Source organism: Streptomyces sp. NL15-2K, from assembly GCF_030551255.1.
Lineage (GTDB): Bacteria > Actinomycetota > Actinomycetes > Streptomycetales > Streptomycetaceae > Streptomyces.
In genome coordinates this window covers 5,684,291-5,703,045 of the sequence record NZ_CP130630.1, presented here as the reverse complement: position 1 = coordinate 5,703,045, position 18,755 = coordinate 5,684,291, and the positions used below count along the sequence as shown (strand labels likewise).

Below are 18,755 nucleotides of genomic sequence, written 5' to 3'. Positions count from 1 at the left end.
CCGTACGGGTACTTCTGAATGACCCGTCTGCCGCAACCTTTCCCCCAGCCGTACGACTTGAGCAGGCCCGCACCGACCGATGCGGGCCACGATCGCTGACATGCGCTCACCTCGCCGCCACCTGCTGCTCGTTCCGGCGCTGCTGTGCGCGTTGGCCGGGCTCGCTGGCCGCCCCGCCTTCGCCTCCGACGGCGGCGGCCACGGTGCCGCCGACACTGGGATCAGTGCGCAGGTGGCCCGGCTGTACGAGGACGCGGCCGTGGCGACGCAGCAGTACGAGGCGGGGCGGCGCGAGGCCGAGGCGCAGCGGGGGCGGGCCGAGCGCTATGAGGCGCTGCTCGATCGCGAGCGGCGCGACATCGCCGTCCTGCACGAGGATCTGGGCCGGATCGCGCGGGCCCAGTACCGCAGTGGCGGCGGTCTCCCGCTCACCGCGCAGATGATCGTCGCGGAAGACCCCGATGAGCTGATGCGCGGTCAGCGGGCCGTGTGGCAGGCGGATCTGGCCGTCAACAACGCGATCGACAAGAGCCGTCGGGCCGAGGCACGGCTCGCCGCGGACGAGGCGAAGGCGGCGGCGGCCTGGGAGGCGCTTGAGCGGCGGAACACCGAACTCGCCGGCATCAAGAAGGGCATCGAGGAGAAGCTCGAGGCGGCGCAGTGGCAGTTGCAGGGCCAGGCCGACGCGTCCGTCGCGGCCGGCGCCTGCCGTGGTGCCGTCCGGCTCGACCAGCCGCGGACGGACTTCACGAGCGCGTGGGTCGCGCCGGTGGAGACGTACACGCTGTCAGCGGCATACGGCAGCGGCGGCGCGCGCTGGGCGAACCGGCACACCGGGCAGGATTTCGCGGTGCCGATCGGCACTCCGGTGCGGGCGGTGGGCGCCGGCCGCGTGGTGAAGGTGTCGTGCGGCGGCGCCTTCGGCATCGAGGCCGTGATCGCGCACGCCGGCGGCTACTACACGCAGTACGCCCACCTCGCCGCCGCTGCCGTGGACCAGGGCGAGCAGGTGAGTACCGGGCAGTGGATCGGACAGTCGGGCAGCACCGGCAACTCCACCGGGCCGCATCTGCACTTCGAGGTGCGGCTCACGCCGCAGATGGGGTCGGCGGTGGATCCGGTGCCGTGGCTGTCGGCACGAGAAGTGAACCTCGACTAGCCGGAGCGGCTACTCACGCTCCGCCAGCAGCTGTTCGATCACGACCGCCACCCCGTCATCGTTGTTGGCCACCGTCTGTCCGGACGCGGCCTCGATCACGTCCGGATGCGCGTTGCCCATCGCGTACGACCGGCCCGCCCAGGTGAGCATCTCGACGTCGTTCGGCATGTCCCCGAAGGCGACGACCTCCTCGTGCGAGATGCCGCGCTCGGCACAGCACAGGGCGAGCGTGCTGGCCTTGGAGACACCGGGGCCGCTGATCTCCAGCAGGGCGCTGGGGCTGGAGCGGGTGACGTTGGCTCGCTCACCGATCGCGAGGCGGGCGAGGGTGAGGAAGGCGTCCGGGTCGAGCGTGGGGTGGTAGGCCAGGATCTTGAGCACCGGCTCGGCGGCGCCGGGGCCGTCCGGCGCCAACAGGTCCTCGGCGGGCGCGAGATCGTCGGGGATCTCCATGTGCAGCTTCGGATAGTCCGGCTCCTGGTGGAAGCCGTACGTCTGCTCCACCGCGTACACCGTCCCCGGCGCCGCCTCGCGCAGCAGCCGTACGGCGTCCAGCGCGTTCTCCCGCTCCAGCTCCCGCACCTTGACGAACCGGTGGGTGCCGGGGCCGCCGTGCAGGTCGACCACCGCGGCGCCGTTGCCACAGATCGCCAGGCCATGGCCGTGGACATGGTCGCTGACGACGTCCATCCAGCGCGCCGGGCGACCGGTGACGAAGAAGACCTCGATGCCCGCCTCCTCGGCGGCGGCGAGGGCCGCGACCGTGCGCGGGGAGACCGACTTGTCGTCGCGCAGCAGGGTGCCGTCGAGATCGGTGGCGATCAGCCGCGGCGGGACGGTGGCGGCCGGGGTCTCGGGCTGTCGAGTCGCTGAGGTCACCCGGCCATTCTCCCGCACGGGCCCGCACGGCCGTGCGGGAGTCCGCACAGGTGAGTGGTCACCGCCCTCACCAGCGCCGTCACCTTCAGTCGGCTCGGGGACGGGCACCGCGGGCACACTCATCGCAGCTGGGCCGGTGCCTCCATGGCGATCTGCTCGAAGACCTTCTCGTCCGCGGCGAAGTCCGAGTCCGGGATGGGCCAGTGGATCACGATCTCGGTGAAGCCCAGCTCCTGGTGTCGGCCCGCGAAGTCCACGAACGCGTCGAGGGACTGGAGCGGACGGCCACGGTCCGGGGTGAAGCCGGTGAGCAGGATCTTGTCCAGCGCGCCGGCATCGCGGCCCAGCACGGCGCATGCGTCGGCCAGCCGCTCGGCCTGTGCGTGAATGGCTCGAACCGACTGTTCGGGAGTGCCGTTCTCGTACAGCCGGGGGTCGCCGGTGGTCACCCACGCCTGTCCGTGACGCGCGGCGAGCTTGAGTCCCCGCGGCCCGGTCGCCGCCACAGCGAAGGGCAGCCGGGGGCGCTGCACACAGCCCGGAATGTTGCGCGCCTCGTGCGCCGAGTAGAAGTCACCCTCATACGACACAGAGTCCTCGCTGAGCAGCCGGTCCAGCAGCGGGACGAACTCGGCGAAGCGATCGGCGCGCTCGCGTGGGGTCCACGGCTCCTGCGCGAGCGCGGTCGCGTCGAAGCCGGTGCCGCCCGCTCCGATGCCGAGCGTGAACCGGCCGCCGGAGATGTCGTCCAGGGAGATCAGCTCCTTGGCGAGGGTCACCGGATGCCGGAAGTTCGGCGATGTCACCAGGGTGCCCAAGCGCATCCGGTCGGTGACGGACGCCGCGGCGGTCAGCGTCGGCACGGCACCGAACCACGGGCCGTCCCGGAAGCTGCGCCAGGACAGGTGGTCGTAGGTGTAGGCGGTGTGGAAGCCCAGCTGCTCCGCGCGCTGCCATGGCTCGCGACCCCCCTCGTGCCAGCGGCGGTACGGGAGGATCACAGTGCTCAGACGCAGACTCATGGACCGAGCGTATGCGGCCGGAGGTGTTTCACGTGAAACAGCCACGGAGGGTCATCGCACGCGGCTGCTCAGCCAAGGGCTGAGGTTGACCATCGGCATCCACTCCCTGTGCGTACGGTCGCCGGGCAGCGGCACGATCAGGAAATAGCCCGGCGGAAAGCGGCGGCCCCTGACGTAGGCGAGATCACCGAAGACGGAGCGGAGGAAGGCCGGAACATCGTCGCGCGCGATGTCGGGGCACTCGACGCCCTCGACCTCGATCAGCGCGTCGTTCTCGGGGTAGAGCCGCACGCTCACCCGGGGCACGCCGCCGAACTCGACGAACGCCTCGTGGGGCAGGGAGCCGTCCGGGTCGGTGGTGACGCCGACGCCCGCGGCACTGCGACGCGAGGTCTGGTCGGCGCCTATGTCATGGGTGACCTCGATCTCGCGCGCGTATTCGTCGGCGAGGGTACGGAGGGCGGTGACGGCGACCTCAGTGGTGGGGAAGTGGTCCATACCACCGATCATGACGGAAAGGGATCCACGCGGCGGGAAAACGGGTGGCTGTCAGTGCGCCTCCGGAAACCGCAGATACCGCGGCGGTACGGCCTTGGTCAGCCACACTCCGTTGGCGCTCACGTGGAAGACATGGCCGTCGCGGTGCATGGCGCCCGCGTCCACCGACAGCACGACGGGCCGGCCGCGGCGGGCGCCGACCCGGGTGGCGGTCTCACGGTCGGGTGAGAGGTGCACGTCGTGCCGGTTCATGGGCCTGAGCCCCTCGGCGCGAATCGCGTCCAGGGAGCGGGCCACGGTGCCGTGGTAGAGGTACGGCGGCGGGGTTGCCGGCGCGAGTCCGAGATCGATATCGATGCTGTGGCCCTGGCTGGCGCGGATCCGGGTGCCGTCGATGGCGAAGCGCTGCTTGTCGTTGGCGGCGACCACGTGGTTCAGCTCGTCTCTGGTGAACCGGAATCCGTGCGAGGCCGCCGCGGCGATCAGTGTGTCGATCTCCACCCAGCCGCCCTCGTCCAGCGTGAGCCCGATCCGCTCGGGTTGGTGCCGCAGATGCTTCGAGAGGTACTTCGACACCTTCACGGTACGTCTTTCATCCATATGACCAGCCTGCAAGGAGAGATCTGAATCACGCGAATGATTTTGCTCCGGATGTTTGATCCACAAGCAAGTACAGTTATCCACAGGAGAATTGGCGATTCTGTGGACAACCACCCTTGGATTCACGGGGTTTCACCAAGATCAACTGATGATCCGTGACTTGGGCCGAGCCGGTCCAAGGCGCGTGCCCGCACCTCCCGTTCGGCTGCCAGCCTGATGAACTCCGCCGCCCGCTCCGGGCCAACCAGAGCCTCCACGGCCCGCATTGTCTCGGCCGGAATCGCGACGGAACGCCGCCGGTCCTCAAGAGGGGGCGTCTCGTCCGCACCGAGCCGCTGCCGCAGGTACCGGACCGCGAACAGGCGCATCGCCCGGGCGAGTTCCGCTTCCACCGTCTGCTGCGCGAGCGGGCGCAGCCGTCGTACGAGCGAGGCGGCCTCGGCCGCGTCCGCGTCGGTCGGGTGATGGGAACCGCCGAGGTAGCGGGCGAAGACGTGCTCGGTCGTGAACTCCAGGAAACGGTCCGCTATGTGCTCGACCTGACCCCTCAACTCCCGCAGATGGCCCGAGATCGCGGACAACGGCATACCCGCGGCATGCAACTCGACTGCCACGGCGAGCTCTTGGGGACTTGGTACGAGAAAGGAGTCGTCGTCGCCGGGCACCGGCTCGAGCACGCCCAGCTCCACGGCTTCGGCGATCGCCGCGTCGTCGGGGACGCCGCCGAACCGTTCGACCAACTCGTCGCGCGAGATCCGTACCGCTTCCTCGTCGGTCCATGGACCGTCCACCTCGGCGACCAGCCCGAGCACCCCACCGAGGCCCCGGCCGGCATCCCACGCCTCCAGGAGCTCCTTGATGGAGGCCAGGGTGTAGCCGCGGTCGAGGAGGTCGGCGATCCGGCGCAGGCGGACGAGATGGGCGTCCGCGTAGACGTTGGCACGGCCACGGCGCTCGGGACGGGGGAGGAGCCCACGGTCCTGGTAGGCGCGGATGGTGCGGACCGTGGCGCCGCTGAGGTGCGCGAGGTCCTCGATCCGGTAGGCGGACCGGTCCGCCGCGTCGGTCACCACGACCCGGTACGACCCGGACACATGTTGATGACGTGGGTGGCGGTCTGCTCACCGGGGATCCGGTGCAGCGGAGTGCGCGACCGGTCGAAGGCGGCCCGGCGCGGGGCGATGCCGGGGTGTTCGCGAGGGCTCACAGTGGCGGTTCCAGCCGTGCGATCGCCCGCAGAGCCCGGGGCGCGAAGCGGGACATGAGGCGGGCGCCGCGCGCCTCGGGCGTCACGGGGACGACGGCTTCATTGCGGACGACCGCCCGCAGGATCGCGTCGGCGACCTTCTCCGGCGGGTAGTTCCGCAACCCGTACAGGCGGGCGGTCCGCTTCTGGCGTCGCTTCTCCTCGTCGGCGTCGACGCCCGCGAAGCGGGCGGTGGAGGTGATGTTGGTGTTGACGAAGCCCGGACATACCGCGGTCACCCCGATGCCCTGGCCCGCCAGCTCCGCGCGCAGGCACTCGCTCAGCATCAGCACGGCCGCCTTGGAGGTGCTGTAGGCGGGCAACGCCCTGGAGGGCTGGTACGCCGCCGCCGACGCGGTGTTGACGATGTGACCGCCCTGCCCACGCTCGGCCATCTGCCCACCGAAGAGGCGGCAGCCATGGATCACACCCCACAGATTGACGTCGAGGACCTTCTTCCAGTCCTCGACAGTCGTGTCGAAGAACGATCCGGACAGGCCGATCCCGGCGTTGTTCACCAGGACATCCACCACGCCGTACTCGGCGGCGACCTTCTCGGCGAGTTTCTCCATGGCCCGCCCGTCGGAGACGTCGACAGTCTCCGCCCACGCCTCCGGGGCACCGATCAGCCGGGACAGCTCGGCGGTGCGGGTGGCGGCCTCCGCGTCCCGGTCGACGGCCACCACGCGTGCGCCGGCGTCCGCGAACGCGAACACCGTGGCCCGTCCGATGCCGCTGCCCGCACCGGTGACCAGGACGAGCTGCCCGCCGAAGCGGTCGGCGTGCCGGCCGGTCGCTTTGGGTGCGGGACTTCCTCCCTCTACGGTCGTGACGAACTGCGTGACCCAGGCCGCCAACTGGTCGGGCCGGGTGCGGGGCACCCAGTGCCGGGCCGGGAGGGTGCGGCGGGTCAGCCGCGGAGCCCACAGCTCCAGCTCGTCATGGAGTTCCTCCGACAGAAACCGGTCCTTGAGAGGCGTGATGAGCTGCACGGGCGCGTGCGCGTAGGCGTCCGTACGAGGGCGGCGCAACCGGGCACGTAGGTTGTCCCGGTACAGCCACGCTCCGTGTGCCGCGTCCGTCGGCAGCGACGAGGTCGGGTAGGTGCCGCCGGGAGTCTTCTCGACGCGCTCCAGGATCCTCGGCCAGTGTTTGCCGAGCGGGCCGCGCCAGGCCAGTTCGGGCAGCACGGGCGTGTGCAGCAGGTACACGTACCAGCACTTGGCGCCCTGGCCGAGCAGTTGGCCGACCCGGCGTGGGGTGGGGCGCCTGAGCCGCTTGTTGATCCAGTGGCCCAAGTGGTCGAGGGACGGCCCGGACATCGAGGTGAACGAGGCGATCCGGCCCTCGGTGCGCGCGACGGTGACGAACTCCCAGCACTGCACCGAGCCCCAGTCGTGCCCCACCAGGTGCACCGGGCGGTCCGGGCTGACCGCGTCGGCGACGGCGAGGAAGTCGTCCGTCAGCTTCTCCAGCGTGAATCCGCCGCGCAGCGGCCGCGGTGCCGTGGACCGGCCATGGCCGCGGACGTCGTACAGCACCACATGGAAACGCTCGGCCAGCCGTGACGCGACCTCGGACCACACTTCCTTGCTGTCCGGGTACCCGTGCACCAGGACGACCGTCGGTCCCGAAGGGTCCCCCAGCTCGACGACGCACAGCTCGACCCCGCCGGTCCGCACCCAGCGCTCCCGCGCACCCTCAAGAGGCCCCTGTGTCACTCGTCCTCCGTCCACTGCCGCGCTCCCCCCACGCTCGAATCCGCTTGCGCGGGGGGGACCGCCATGGCAGACCGACTGCGCTACGTGCCCGTAACTTGACACTGGCGAATGTGACAGTCGTTGAAGGCTGCGTCAATAGACCTGGGCCGGGCTGTGGACAACTGCGCGGATGTGGACAACCGGGACGCCGTTGTTCGACCTCAGGGTGACCCTTAGGGCCCCGTACGCCTGAAGTCTGATACCAATACGGCTCTGCGGAGTGACGACCCGCGTGGTCCGCATCACTACCGTCGAAGGCGTGACTGTGATCGCGACCGAAAGCCTGAGCAAGCGGTTCCCCCGGGTAACCGCGCTTGACCGGCTCTCCGTGGACGTCGGGCCCGGTGTGACCGGACTCGTCGGAGCCAATGGAGCCGGCAAGTCCACACTGATCAAGATCCTGCTGGGTCTGTCCCCCGCCACCGAGGGCCGTGCCGAAGTGCTCGGACTCGATGTCGCCACCAAGGGCGCCGACATCCGCGAGCGGGTCGGCTACATGCCGGAGCACGACTGCCTGCCGCCCGACGTCTCGGCCACCGAGTTCGTCGTCCACATGGCACGCATGTCCGGCCTGCCGCCGACCGCAGCCCGCGAGCGCACCGCGGACACCCTGCGCCACGTCGGTCTGTACGAGGAGCGCTACCGCCCCATCGGCGGCTACTCCACCGGCATGAAGCAGCGCGTGAAGCTCGCCCAAGCCCTCGTCCACGACCCGCAGGTGGTCTTCCTGGACGAGCCGACCAACGGCCTCGACCCGGTCGGCCGTGACGAGATGCTCGGCCTGATCCGCCGCATCCACACCGACTTCGGCATCTCCGTCCTGGTCACCTCCCACCTGCTGGGCGAGCTGGAGCGCACCTGCGACCACGTCGTCGTCATCGACGGCGGCAAGCTCCTGCGCTCCAGCTCCACCACCGACTTCACACAGACCACGACGACCCTGGCGATCGAGGTCACCGACACCGACGAGCACCCGGACGGCACCCGCGCGGTGCGTGACGCGCTCCACGCGCGCGGGGTGGACGTCCTCGACAGCGGCGGCGGCCTGCCGGGCGCCGGCCACGTACTGCTGCTCACCGCGCAGGGTGAGGAGACGTACGACCTGGTGCGCGACGTGGTCGCCGACCTCGGCCTCGGCCTGGTGCGCATGGAACAGCGCAGGCACCACATCTCGGAGGTCTTCACGAACGACGACGAGAGCAGCGACGCACAGCGGAAGGAGGCGGTCGGCCATGGCGGTTGAGCACCCCACAGCGGCACCGTCGGGTGACCAGACCCGCATCCACAACATCGGGTACCGCAATTACGACGGCCCGCGCCTGGGCCGCTCCTACGCCACCCGTTCCCTGTACTCGCAGTCCCTGCGCGGCGCCTACGGCCTCGGCCGCTCGGTCAAGTCCAAGGTGCTGCCGATGCTGCTGTTCGTGGTGATGTGCGTGCCCGCGGCCATCATGGTCGCCGTCGCCGTCGCCACCAAGGCCAACGACCTGCCCCTCGACTACACGCGCTACGCGATCGTCATGCAGGCCGTGATCAGCCTGTACGTCGCCTCGCAGGCACCCCAGTCCGTCTCGCGCGACCTGCGCTTCAAGACCGTACCGCTGTACTTCTCGCGACCCATCGAGACCGCGGACTACGTGCGCGCGAAGTACGCGGCGCTGGCCTCGGCGATGTTCGTCCTCACCGCCGCCCCGCTGCTCGTGCTCTATGTGGGCGCCCTGCTCGCCAAGCTCGACTTCGCCGACCAGACCAAGGGTTTCGCACAGGGGCTGGTCTCCGTGGCACTGCTCTCGCTGCTCTTCGCCGGCCTCGGCCTGGTCATCGCCGCGGTCACCCCGCGTCGCGGCTTCGGCATCGCGGCCGTGATCGCCGTCCTGACCATCTCCTACGGCGCCGTCTCCACACTCCAGGCCATCGCCGAGGTGCAGAACAGCACCGGATCCATAGCCTGGATCGGTCTGTTCTCGCCGGTCACGCTCATCGACGGAGTGCAGTCCGCGTTCCTCGGCGCGAAATCGGCGTTCCCCGGAGGCGTCGGTCCGACGAACGGGGAGGGCGTGGTCTACGTTCTCGTCACCCTGGGCCTGATCGCCGCCTGCTACGGCCTCCTGATGCGCCGCTACCGAAAGGTCGGACTGTGACCACGCTCTCCATCGACCACGTATCACGCTGGTTCGGCAACGTGGTCGCCGTCAACGACATCACCATGACCATCGGCCCCGGCGTCACCGGCCTCCTCGGACCCAACGGCGCCGGAAAGTCCACCCTCATCAACATGATGGGCGGCTTCCTGGCCCCGTCCACCGGCACCGTCACCCTCGACGGACAGCAGGTGTGGCGCAACGAGAACATCTACAAGCACATCGGCATCGTCCCAGAGCGGGAGGCGATGTACGACTTCCTCACCGGGCGCGAATTCGTCGTCGCCAACGCCGAGTTGCACGGCCTCGGCGCCAAGGCCGCCCAGAAGGCGCTGGCCACGGTCGAGATGGAGTACGCGCAGGACCGCAAGATCTCGACGTACTCCAAGGGCATGCGGCAGCGCGTGAAGATGGCGAGCGCGCTCGTTCACAACCCGTCGCTGCTCCTGCTCGACGAGCCGTTCAACGGCATGGACCCGCGCCAGCGCATGCAGCTGATGGACCTGCTCCGGCGCATGGGCGACGAGGGCCGCACGGTGCTGTTCTCGTCCCACATCCTCGAAGAGGTCGAGCAACTCGCCTGGCACATCGAGGTGGTCGTCGCCGGCAGGCACGCGGCCAGCGGCGACTTCCGCAAGATCCGCCGCCTGATGACCGACCGCCCGCACCGCTACCTCGTGCGCTCCAGCGACGACCGCGCCCTCGCGGCCGCGCTGATCGCCGACCCGTCCACGTCCGGCATCGAAGTAGACCAGGCCGAGGGCGCGTTGCGCATCCAGGCCGTCGACTTCGGCCGGTTCACGGCCCTGCTGCCGAAGGTCGCCAGGGACCACGGTATCCGGCTGCTCACGGTCTCGCCGTCCGACGAGTCCCTCGAGTCCGTCTTCTCGTATCTCGTCGCGGCGTAGGAGGCCCATGATGTACGACCCCACAGTCGCCCGGCTCACCTACCGGGCTCTGCTCGGCCGCCGCCGGGCCCTCATCCTGGGCGCCCTGCCGCTGTTGCTGATCGCCATCTCCGTGGTGGTACGCGGCCTGGCCGGCGCCGACGACCAGACCGCGTCGGACCTGTTGGGCGGGCTCGCGCTCGCCACCATGGTGCCGATCATCGGTGTCATCGCGGGTACGGGCGCGATCGGACCGGAGATCGACGACGGTTCGGTGGTGTATCTGCTGTCCAAGCCGGTGAAACGGCCGACGATCATCTTCACCAAGCTGATCGTCGCCGTCGCGGTGACGATGGTGTTCTCGGCGGTGCCGACGCTGATCGCGGGCCTGATCCTCAACGGCAACGGCCAGCAGATCGCCGTCGCCTACACGGTGGCCGCGCTGGTCGCCTCCATCGCGTATGCGGCGCTCTTCCTGCTGCTGGGGACGGTGTCCCGGCACGCGGTGGTGTTCGGGCTCGTCTACGCGCTGGTCTGGGAGGCCCTGTTCGGCTCCCTGGTGTCCGGGGCGAAGACGCTCAGCGTCCAGCAGTGGTCGCTGGCCGTGGCTCAGAAGGTCGCCGGCGGGGACATCGTGACCTCGGACGTCGGGCTGCCCACGGCGACGGTGCTGCTGGTCGTGGTGACCGTACTGGCCACCTGGTACGCCGGACAGAAGCTGCGGACGCTGACGCTCGCGGGCGAGGAATGACAAGTCCTGGTTCTTGACAGAGGCTTCACCTCTGTCCGGGCAGACTGGGCAAAGCGGATGCAAGGGGAACATGGGGACGCACGGCTGGGAGGATCGGGGATGGCAGGCGAGACGGCGGACAGCGAGGGCCGTGAGCGGGCGACCGGGTCCGGGGACACGTGGGACGACCTCGTCCTGGACGAGGAGTTCATACGGTCCGCCGACACTTCCGAGCCGTCCGCCCGGGCCCGGATGCTGGCGGCGCGTTGGCGCGAGGAGAAGCCCGAGCCCCAGCCGTGGCGCTCCGACGAGCCGCCCGCGGGGTGGTTCTTCAGCAAGCGTCGGCGCAGGTGGCGGCGCCGGTAACCGCAGCGCGAGTGCCTGATAATTCGGTGGCGTCCAACTCGTCGTACAGGCAGAGTGATTGTGTCCACGACGCCGGATCGAGCCGGCGCCACGCACTGGGGAGGAGTTCGGCGATGTCCATGCACGACAGTCCGTTGAGCTCCCCACAGGGCAGCCCGCGGCGGGCTCCGGAGTAGTTACACCTTCGTCGAGCCCGCCCGCACGGGGGGCTGCCCGGGCGGCCGCTTCGAGCACGCGAATCGCACTCGCGTGGGCCGCCCTCCCGGAGGATTGGCCGAGTGGTAAGGCACTGGCTTGCTAAGCCAAGGTCGGGCCTGAAAAGCCCGCGCACGTTCGATCCGTGCATCCTCCGCGGGACGTTGTCACTGGGACTGGGCCGGGTTGCAGGGCTGGGGTACGCCAGATTGGCGCCCAGCGTTGCAGGCTGTGCCCACCCGTTCCGCCCTTGCGGAACGGGTGCCCACAGGGTTGCTATCCCAGCAGTCGTTCCAGCACCACCGCGATCCCGTCCTCCTCATTGGACGACGTCACCTCGTCCGCCACCGCCCTCAACTCCTCGTGGGCGTTGGCCATCGCCACCCCGTAGGACGCCCAGGCGAACATCGGGATGTCGTTGGGCATGTCGCCGAAGGCGATCGTGTCGGCGGCCTTCATGCCCAGGCGGCGGGCCGCCAGGGACAGGCCGGTTGCCTTGGAGAGGCCGAGGGGAAGGAGTTCGACGATTCCCTCGCCGGCCATCGCGACGGTGACGAAGCCGCCGGCCGCCTGGCGGGAGGCCTCGGCCAACTCGTCGTCCGTCAGCGTCGGATGCTGTATGTAGATCTTGTTCAACGGGGCGGTCCAGAGGTCGGACGCGTCCGTGAAGGGGGTCGCGGGGAGCTTGCCGGTGACCGCGTAGCCCGGCCCCACCAGCACCTCGCCGTCCAGGCCGTCGCGGCTTGCCGCGAGGAACAGCGGGCCGACCTCCGCCTCGATCTTGGCCAGGGCCACGCCTGCCAGTTGGCGGTCCAGGGTCACCGACGTCAGCAGGCGGTGCTCGCCGGCGTCGTACACCTGTGCGCCCTGGGCGCAGACCGCGAGGCCGTCGTAGCCGAGGTCGTCGAGGATGTGCCGGGTCCACGGGGCCGCGCGGCCGGTGACGACGATGTGCGCGGCGCCCGCCGCGGTGGCCGCGGCGAGCGCCTCACGGGTGCGCTGCGAGACCGACTCGTCGGAGCGCAGGAGCGTTCCGTCGAGGTCGGTGGCGACGAGGCGGTAGGGGAAGGCAGGGCTCACTTGGCGACCGGCTCCAGGAGCTCCCGGCCGCCGAGGTACGGACGCAGCACCTCGGGGACCCGGACGGAACCGTCGGCCTGCTGGTGGTTCTCCAGGATCGCCACGATCGTGCGCGGTACGGCGCACAGCGTGCCGTTCAGCGTCGCCAGCGGCTTGACCTGCTTGCCGTCGCGGACGCGGATCGACAGGCGGCGGGACTGGAACTCGGTGCAGTCCGAGGTCGAGGTCAGTTCGCGGTACTTGCCCTGGGTCGGGATCCACGCCTCGCAGTCGAACTTGCGGGAGGCTGAGGAGCCCAGGTCACCGCTGGCCACGTCGATCACGCGGTACGGCAGCTCCAGGGAGTTCAGCCACTGCTTCTCCCAGTCCAGCAGGCGCTGGTGCTCGGCCTGTGAGTCCTCCGGGGCGACGTACGAGAACATCTCGACCTTGTCGAACTGGTGTACGCGGAAGATGCCCCGCGTGTCCTTGCCGTGCGAGCCGGCCTCGCGGCGGAAGCAGGGCGAGAAGCCCGCGTAGCGCAGCGGTAGGCGGTCGGCGTCGATGATCTCGTCCATGTGGTACGCGGCGAGGGGGACCTCGGAGGTGCCGACGAGGTAGAGGTCGTCCTTGTCGAGGTGGTACACGTCCTGGGCCGCCTGGCCGAGGAAGCCGGTGCCGGCCATCGACTGGGGGCGGACCAGCGCGGGGGTGAGCATGGGCGTGAAGCCGGCCGCGGTGGCCTGCGCGATCGCCGCGTTCACCAGCGCCAGCTCCAGCAGCGCGCCCACACCCGTCAGGAAGTAGAAGCGCGAACCCGAGACCTTCGCGCCGCGCTCGACGTCGATCGCGCCGAGGAGCGTGCCGAGCTCGAGGTGGTCCTTGGGCTCGAAGCCCTCGGCGCCGAAGTCGCGGATGGTGCCGTTCGTCTCCAGCGTGACGAAGTCCTCCTCGCCACCCACGGGCACGTCCGGGTGGACGAGGTTGCTGAGCTGGACGAGCAGTTCCTGGGTCTCGGTGGCGGCCGCGTCGCGCTCGGCGTCGGCCGCCTTGACGTCGGCGGCGAGCTGGCTCGCCTTCTTCAGCAGCTCGGCCTTCTCGTCTCCCGAGGCCTTGGGGATCAGCTTGCCGAGCGCCTTCTGCTCGGCACGCAGTTCGTCGAAGCGGACGCCGGACGACCTGCGCCGCTCGTCGGCGGACAGGAGGGAGTCGACGAGCGCGACGTCCTCTCCACGGGCGCGCTGCGACGCACGCACACGGTCGGGGTCCTCACGGAGCAGGCGAAGGTCAATCACGTGGTCAAGGCTACCGGGGCGGGGTGACGGCCCACGACTCACTATTCCGCGCCGCGGCTTACGTTCCGTTATGAGGCAATTGCCCTGTGCATTCCCTCGTGTCGGCACTCGCGTCAATAAAGGTCGCCCCATTCCCTGGAACGAGGCACGTGGGAGACGGTGAGTTGACTCGAATCCCTTGTGGGGAACGGGACTTGGGGTTTGGTTGTCCACAGGGATCCACATCCCGCGAAGAGTTATCCACAGGCTGTGCGAAAGATCTGTGGACATCGGAATCGATCAATCCGAAACGAGCCCGTGACGCCCAGGATTCACGACCCAAACCCTGCTTACCGCCACTTTCAGGTGGAAATCCTTCGCCCCAAAGGGTGGGGCGAAGGAAAAGAGTGAACGAAGGGTGATGTGCGCGACGGTGAACATCAAGGTGGCCTGTAGGGCGATTTGTCGACTGACTCACGCTTCGTTGTCGACTTGTCCCCAGGTCGAGAAGCCCACCTGTGGATAACGCCTGTGGATAACGAAAATAGGCAGGTAGGACTGGCGGAAGCCAGCGAGAAACCCGGTCTCAGAACCGGCCGTCCTGGCATCGCGCCACCCAGTCCGCCGCCGAGACGAACTCCTCGTCCGAGGTCCCCGTCAGCGGAGGCCGTACGTCCGCCACCTCAATGTCCGCACGCGGGTACGAGCCGAGGAAGCGCACCTGGAGGCAGATCCGCTTGAGGCCCATCAGGGCCTCGGCGACGCGGCGGTCGGAGATGTGGCCCTCGGCGTCGACGCAGAAGCAGTAGTTGCCGATGCCGGCACCCGTGGGCCGGGACTGCAGCAGCATCAGGTTGATGCCCCGCGTGCCGAACTCGCCCAGCAGGTCGCGCAGGCCGCCAGGGTGGTCGTCGCGCTGCCACAGCACGACGGAGGTCTTGTCCGCGCCGGTCGGGGCGGCGGGCCGGGCGGGCCGGCCGACCAGCACGAACCGCGTCTGGGCGTTCTCCGCGTCGTGGATCCCGGTCTCCAGGGCCTCCAGGCCGTACCGGGAAGCCGCGAACTCACCCGCGAAGGCCGCGTCGTAGCGGCCCTCCTGGACCAGACGGGCGGCGTCCGCGTTGGAGGCGGCCGATTCCCAGGTGGCGTCCGGGATGTTCTTCTTGAGCCAGTTGCGCACCTGCGGCTGGGCGGCAGGGTGGGCGGAGACCGTCTTGATCTCCGAGAGCTTCGTGCCCGGCCGGACCAGCAGCGCGAAGGTGATCGACAGCAGCACCTCGCGGTAGATCATCAGCGGCGCGCCCGCGACGAGCTCGTCGAGTGTCGTCGTGATTCCGCCCTCGACGGAGTTCTCGATCGGCACGAACGCGGCCTCGGCCTCCCCGAGGCGCACCGCGTCGAGCGCGGACTGCACGGACACGTAGGGGATCAGCTCGCGCGTGGCCGCCTCGGGAAGCGTGCGCAGAGCGACTTCGGTGAAGGTGCCCTCAGGGCCGAGATACGCATAGCTCGCTGGCATGACCTCACCCTAATGGGCTCTCGGAAACCGCATCCCCCACAAGTCCTCTCCGAGGTGACTGTCACCCCTCCAGCAACCGCTGCCCCACGTACTCCCCCTCCGCCGCCCCGCCCGGCACCGCGAACAGGCCGCTCGCCTCATGGCGGATGAACTGCGACAGCGCGTCGCCCCGGTCGAGCTTGCGCTGCACCGGTACGAAGCCGCGCAGCGGATCGGCCTGCCAGCAGACGAAGAGCAGGCCCGCGTCCGGCACCCCGTCCGCGTCGAAGCCGTCGTGGTACGAGAACGGGCGGCGGAGCATCGCCGCGCCCCCGTTCTGGTCGGGCCGCGTGATGCGTGCGTGCGCGTTGATCGGGACGACCAGGTTGCCCTTGGCGTCGGTCTTCTCCAGGTCCATCGCGGTCGTCTCGGTGCCCCCGGACAGCGCCGCCCCGTCGGACTTGCGGCGCCCGATGACGTTCTCCTGTGCCTTGAGGGAGAGCTTCTCCCAGTCGTCGAGGAGCATGCGGATTCGGCGTACGACGGCGTAGGAGCCGCCTGCCATCCAGGCCGGGTCGTTCGCACCGGACGCGGGCACGAAGATCCGCTGGTCGAAGTCGGAGTCCGTCGGCTTCGGATTGCGGGTGCCGTCGATCTGGCCCATCAGGTTGCGTGCCGTCATGGGGTGGGCGGTGGCACCCGGCGAGCGGTTGAAGCCGTTCATCTGCCAGCGGATTCGGGCCGCGCTGCCCGCGTCCTTCTGGATCGCGCGCAGGGCGTGGAAGGCGACCAGCGCGTCGTTGGCGCCGATCTGCACCCACAGGTCGCCGTCGCTGCGCCTCTTGTCGAGGTGGTCGGAGGAGAAGTCGGGCAGCGGGTCCAGCGAGACCGGTCGCTGCTTCTCCAGCCCCGTCCGGCCGAAGAAGCTGTGCCCGAAGCCGAAGGTGACCGTCAGCGAGGACGGGCCGGCGTCCCGGGCCACATCCGTGTCGTCGTGCGCCGCCGCCTCGCCCGCCATCAACCGCCGGGCCGTCTCCGACCAGCGGCGCAGCAGCGCGGCGGCCTCCTTGCGGCCCGCGCCCGCCGCCAGGTCGAAGGCGACCAGGTGGCCGCGGGCCTGGAGGCCCTGGGTGATTCCGGGCTGATGTTTCCCGTGAAACATCACCTGATCGGCGCCCACGGAGGTGAGCGGCGTGGCCTCGGCGGGCCGGGCGGCATATCCCACGCCCCCGCCGGCCGCACCGAGGACGAGCCCGGTGGCACCGGCGGTGCCGAGCAGCGTCCGCCGTGAAATGCCCTCCCTGGGGGCGGCGTTTTCGAAATCGTCGCCCTCAGGAGTGGCCCCAGGAGCGGTCCCAGGAGCGGTCCCAGGAGTGGTCTCAGGAGTACGGGCCTGAGGAATGGACTGGTCAGGCATGGTGGGGGTCAGCCGATCTGCGCGTTCTTGGAGACGGTCGTCTGGTCGATGTCGGAGGTCCGCACGGTCACCGCGACCTCCCAGTCGCCCGCCATGGGGATCTGCACTCCACTCGCCGACCAGTGTCCGGTGGTGATGTGGTCGGGGACGACGGGCAGCGGCCCGATGTCCTTGGACTTCAAGGTGAAGGCGATCTTCACCTCGGGGATGTCGAAGGCGCGGCCGTTGGGCCGCCGTACATAGACGTGCATCTCGTTGCCGCCCACGCGCGCGGGGTCGAGGTCGACCGTCACGACACCCTTGCCGTCCTGGCCACCCGTGTCGAACGACATGTCCAGGGTCAGGGCCCCGGACGACTCCGTCGAAGACGAGGACGAGGACGAGGAGGATGACGCCGCCTTGGCCTCCTCCTCCGTACGCCCGGGCTCGGTCTGCGTCAGCACGGTGGTGACGGCGAGCAGTACGACGGCGACACCGGCCTCGGCGAGCACCGAGCGGCGCAGCCCGAACCGGTTCGGGTCGGCGTCCCGGGCCCGTTTCTGCCGCGCCACGTCCCTCGCGGCCTGCTGCCGGGCGAGCTGGGCGGCCCGCTTGGAATCACCGGTGCCCTTGGAATCACCGGTGCCCTTGGAATCACCGGCGCCCTTGGAATCAACGGCGCCCTTGGAATCAACGGCACCCTCGGAGTCCCCGGAAGCGTCCCCCGCGGAGTCACCGATCTCGGCCCGCGCGCCCACCTTCTCCTTCTCCGCCACCCGCTGACGCCCCACCACCGACGGCACCGCCTCCGCCAGTCGTGCCGTCCACCGCCGCGAGATCCACGCGACGCCGACCAGCAGCGCCACGAGCCCGATCTTGACCAGCAGCAGCTGCCCGTACCGCGTGTCGGTGAACGCCGACCAGGAGCCGAGCTGGCGCCACGACTGGTAGGTACCGGTCGCGACCAGCGCGACGACGCTGCCGAAGGCGACGGCGGAGAACCGCCGTACGGCAGACGGATCGACGGGCGTGTCCGCGGGCGCCCGGTACAGCGCCACGAGCAGCGCGGTGAGCCCGCCGAGCCAGGCCGCGACGGCCAGCAGGTGGACGACGTCGACCGGCATCGCGATCCCCGACTGGATGCCGACCGAGGCGTGCTCGGACATCGCCCAGCTCGCGGCGAGCCCGGCGGCCACGACGCCCCCGCCGATCACGAGCCCGAAGGTCAGGTCCCGCTTCTCCTCTTCCTCCCGCTTGTCGTACGCCCCGAAGAGCACCGCGATGAACAGCGCGGCCGCGGCGAGCAGCAGCAGCCGGGAGACCAGCGCCGCGCCCGTCTTGGTCTGCAGCACCTGCGCGAGCAGGTCCAGGTCGAAGATGTCCCCGACCTTGCCGGAACCGGTGTAGGAGCCGCGCAGGAGCAGCAGCAGGAGGGTGGCCGAGGTGAGGGCGAGCCAGCCGGAGACGACGAGCCGCTGCAGGGCCCGTACGCCGGAGCCGCGCTGCCAGCAGGCGAGCACGAAGGCGGCGCCGCCGACCAGCACGATGAAGCCGGCGTACGACGCGTACCGCCCGAAGCCGTACAGCCAGCCGACGACCCCGCCGCCCGCCGTCTGGGAGGACACCGACACGGAGGTGGACGAGGGGGCGCCGACGGAGAAGGTGTAGGCGCCGGAGACGGGATGACTGTCTGCCGACACGACCTGGTAGGTGACGGTGTAGGTGCCGTCGGGCAGACCGCTGTGCAGTTGCACGGCGTACGTCGTGCCGCTCACGTTGGACGGCTTGCCGCGCTGGACGGGCTTGCCCTGCGGGTCGAGCACACGCAGCGAGTCGGCGGAGGTGCTGACCTGCTCGGAGAACGTCAGCGAGACCTGGGTGGGTGCCTTGTCGACCACCACCCCCTGCTGGGGGTCGCTGCCGGTCAGCGCGGCGTGCGCGGAGGCCGGCGCGGCCGAGGACAGGAGCAGTCCGGTCGCGGCCAGGAGCAGCAGCACCAGGGTCCGGACGCGGGGGGCGATGGTCTGGGTCAAGGTGGTCTCTCC

General features: G+C 69.9%; 17 protein-coding genes, 1 tRNA gene and 1 pseudogene. 7 read left to right on the top strand and 12 right to left on the bottom strand.

Annotated features, from left to right (window positions below):
- Positions 1–100: 100 nt before the first annotated feature.
- Positions 101–1,159: a M23 family metallopeptidase gene (locus Q4V64_RS25595; protein WP_124440779.1), complete on the top strand. Its 1,059-nt coding sequence runs from the start codon at positions 101–103 to the stop codon at positions 1,157–1,159.
- 9 nt (positions 1,160–1,168) lie between these two features.
- Here Q4V64_RS25595 and Q4V64_RS25590 read toward each other — a convergent pair whose 3' ends face one another.
- From Q4V64_RS25590 to Q4V64_RS25560, 7 genes and pseudogenes are all read right to left on the bottom strand, one after another.
- Positions 1,169–2,038, bottom strand: coding sequence for a Cof-type HAD-IIB family hydrolase (locus tag Q4V64_RS25590; protein ID WP_124440780.1), 870 nt, complete (start codon positions 2,036–2,038; stop codon positions 1,169–1,171).
- Positions 2,039–2,157: 119 nt separating this feature from the next.
- Positions 2,158–3,060, bottom strand: a complete 903-nt coding sequence (locus tag Q4V64_RS25585) for an LLM class flavin-dependent oxidoreductase (protein ID WP_124440781.1) — start codon at positions 3,058–3,060, stop codon at positions 2,158–2,160.
- Between the two features lie 51 nt (positions 3,061–3,111).
- Positions 3,112–3,570: a hypothetical protein gene (locus Q4V64_RS25580; RefSeq protein WP_124440782.1), complete on the bottom strand. Its 459-nt coding sequence runs from the start codon at positions 3,568–3,570 to the stop codon at positions 3,112–3,114.
- A 39-nt stretch (positions 3,571–3,609) separates the two neighbouring features.
- The gene (locus Q4V64_RS25575) at positions 3,610–4,158 is read right to left on the bottom strand and encodes an RNA 2'-phosphotransferase (RefSeq protein WP_124440783.1); all 549 of its coding nucleotides are present in this window, start codon (positions 4,156–4,158) and stop codon (positions 3,610–3,612) included.
- 122 nt (positions 4,159–4,280) lie between these two features.
- Complete coding sequence (locus Q4V64_RS25570; protein ID WP_124440784.1) at positions 4,281–5,228, bottom strand: MerR family transcriptional regulator; 948 nt, start codon at positions 5,226–5,228, stop codon at positions 4,281–4,283.
- 23 nt (positions 5,229–5,251) lie between these two features.
- Positions 5,252–5,365, bottom strand: a pseudogene (locus Q4V64_RS25565) (metal-dependent hydrolase); the annotation flags it as partial.
- Positions 5,362–7,125, bottom strand: coding sequence for an SDR family oxidoreductase (locus Q4V64_RS25560; RefSeq protein WP_124440785.1), 1,764 nt, complete (start codon positions 7,123–7,125; stop codon positions 5,362–5,364). The gene Q4V64_RS25560 and the pseudogene Q4V64_RS25565, both read right to left, overlap by 4 nt.
- A 304-nt stretch (positions 7,126–7,429) precedes the next feature.
- Between Q4V64_RS25560 and Q4V64_RS25555 the strand changes: the two genes are divergently transcribed.
- From Q4V64_RS25555 to Q4V64_RS25530, 6 genes are all read left to right on the top strand, one after another.
- On the top strand, positions 7,430–8,407 hold the full coding sequence (locus Q4V64_RS25555; protein WP_124440804.1) for an ABC transporter ATP-binding protein: 978 nt from the start codon (positions 7,430–7,432) through the stop codon (positions 8,405–8,407).
- Positions 8,397–9,305: an ABC transporter permease gene (locus tag Q4V64_RS25550; protein ID WP_124440786.1), complete on the top strand. Its 909-nt coding sequence runs from the start codon at positions 8,397–8,399 to the stop codon at positions 9,303–9,305. The genes Q4V64_RS25555 and Q4V64_RS25550 overlap by 11 nt, the downstream gene beginning before the upstream one ends.
- The gene (locus tag Q4V64_RS25545) at positions 9,302–10,213 is read left to right on the top strand and encodes an ABC transporter ATP-binding protein (protein WP_124440787.1); all 912 of its coding nucleotides are present in this window, start codon (positions 9,302–9,304) and stop codon (positions 10,211–10,213) included. The genes Q4V64_RS25550 and Q4V64_RS25545 overlap by 4 nt, the downstream gene beginning before the upstream one ends.
- 10 nt (positions 10,214–10,223) lie before the next feature.
- A complete protein-coding gene (locus Q4V64_RS25540) occupies positions 10,224–10,943 on the top strand; it encodes an ABC transporter permease (protein ID WP_124440805.1) in 720 nt (239 codons plus the stop codon).
- A 99-nt stretch (positions 10,944–11,042) separates the two neighbouring features.
- Positions 11,043–11,288 (top strand): hypothetical protein, encoded by a 246-nt coding sequence (locus Q4V64_RS25535; RefSeq protein WP_124440788.1) that lies wholly within the window; start codon positions 11,043–11,045, stop codon positions 11,286–11,288.
- Positions 11,289–11,552: 264 nt separating this feature from the next.
- A tRNA-Ser gene (locus tag Q4V64_RS25530) sits at positions 11,553–11,640 on the top strand.
- Positions 11,641–11,759: 119 nt separating this feature from the next.
- On the opposite strand, the gene Q4V64_RS25525 is transcribed toward Q4V64_RS25530, so the two are convergent.
- The 5 genes from Q4V64_RS25525 to Q4V64_RS25505 all read right to left on the bottom strand — a co-directional run bounded on the left by Q4V64_RS25525 (position 11,760) and on the right by Q4V64_RS25505 (position 18,743).
- A complete protein-coding gene (locus tag Q4V64_RS25525) occupies positions 11,760–12,563 on the bottom strand; it encodes an HAD family hydrolase (RefSeq protein ID WP_124440789.1) in 804 nt (267 codons plus the stop codon).
- Positions 12,560–13,837 carry a serine--tRNA ligase gene (gene serS / locus Q4V64_RS25520; protein WP_124440790.1) on the bottom strand — a complete coding sequence of 426 codons (1,278 nt, stop codon included), beginning with the start codon at positions 13,835–13,837 and terminating at the stop codon, positions 12,560–12,562. Before serS ends, Q4V64_RS25525 begins: the two co-directional genes overlap by 4 nt.
- 565 nt (positions 13,838–14,402) lie before the next feature.
- On the bottom strand, positions 14,403–15,335 hold the full coding sequence (gene pheA / locus Q4V64_RS25515; protein WP_124440791.1) for a prephenate dehydratase: 933 nt from the start codon (positions 15,333–15,335) through the stop codon (positions 14,403–14,405).
- A 61-nt stretch (positions 15,336–15,396) separates the two neighbouring features.
- On the bottom strand, positions 15,397–16,731 hold the full coding sequence (efeB, locus tag Q4V64_RS25510; RefSeq protein WP_124440792.1) for an iron uptake transporter deferrochelatase/peroxidase subunit: 1,335 nt from the start codon (positions 16,729–16,731) through the stop codon (positions 15,397–15,399).
- Positions 16,732–16,739: 8 nt separating this feature from the next.
- Positions 16,740–18,743: a copper resistance protein CopC gene (locus tag Q4V64_RS25505; protein WP_124440793.1), complete on the bottom strand. Its 2,004-nt coding sequence runs from the start codon at positions 18,741–18,743 to the stop codon at positions 16,740–16,742.
- Positions 18,744–18,755: the final 12 nt, after the last annotated feature.

Excerpts from the sequence above, each read along its gene's own strand:
- efeB (WP_124440792.1), bottom strand. The coding sequence starts at position 16,731 with ATGCCTGACCAGTCCATTCCTCAGGCCCGTACTCCTGAGACCACTCCT.
- Q4V64_RS25535 (WP_124440788.1), top strand. The coding sequence starts at position 11,043 with ATGGCAGGCGAGACGGCGGACAGCGAGGGCCGTGAGCGGGCGACCGGG.
- Q4V64_RS25595 (WP_124440779.1), top strand. The coding sequence starts at position 101 with ATGCGCTCACCTCGCCGCCACCTGCTGCTCGTTCCGGCGCTGCTGTGC.
- Q4V64_RS25540 (WP_124440805.1), top strand. The coding sequence starts at position 10,224 with ATGTACGACCCCACAGTCGCCCGGCTCACCTACCGGGCTCTGCTCGGC.
- pheA (WP_124440791.1), bottom strand. The coding sequence starts at position 15,335 with ATGCCAGCGAGCTATGCGTATCTCGGCCCTGAGGGCACCTTCACCGAA.
- Q4V64_RS25575 (WP_124440783.1), bottom strand. The coding sequence starts at position 4,158 with ATGGATGAAAGACGTACCGTGAAGGTGTCGAAGTACCTCTCGAAGCAT.
- Q4V64_RS25585 (WP_124440781.1), bottom strand. The coding sequence starts at position 3,060 with ATGAGTCTGCGTCTGAGCACTGTGATCCTCCCGTACCGCCGCTGGCAC.
- Q4V64_RS25580 (WP_124440782.1), bottom strand. The coding sequence starts at position 3,570 with ATGATCGGTGGTATGGACCACTTCCCCACCACTGAGGTCGCCGTCACC.
- Q4V64_RS25550 (WP_124440786.1), top strand. The coding sequence starts at position 8,397 with ATGGCGGTTGAGCACCCCACAGCGGCACCGTCGGGTGACCAGACCCGC.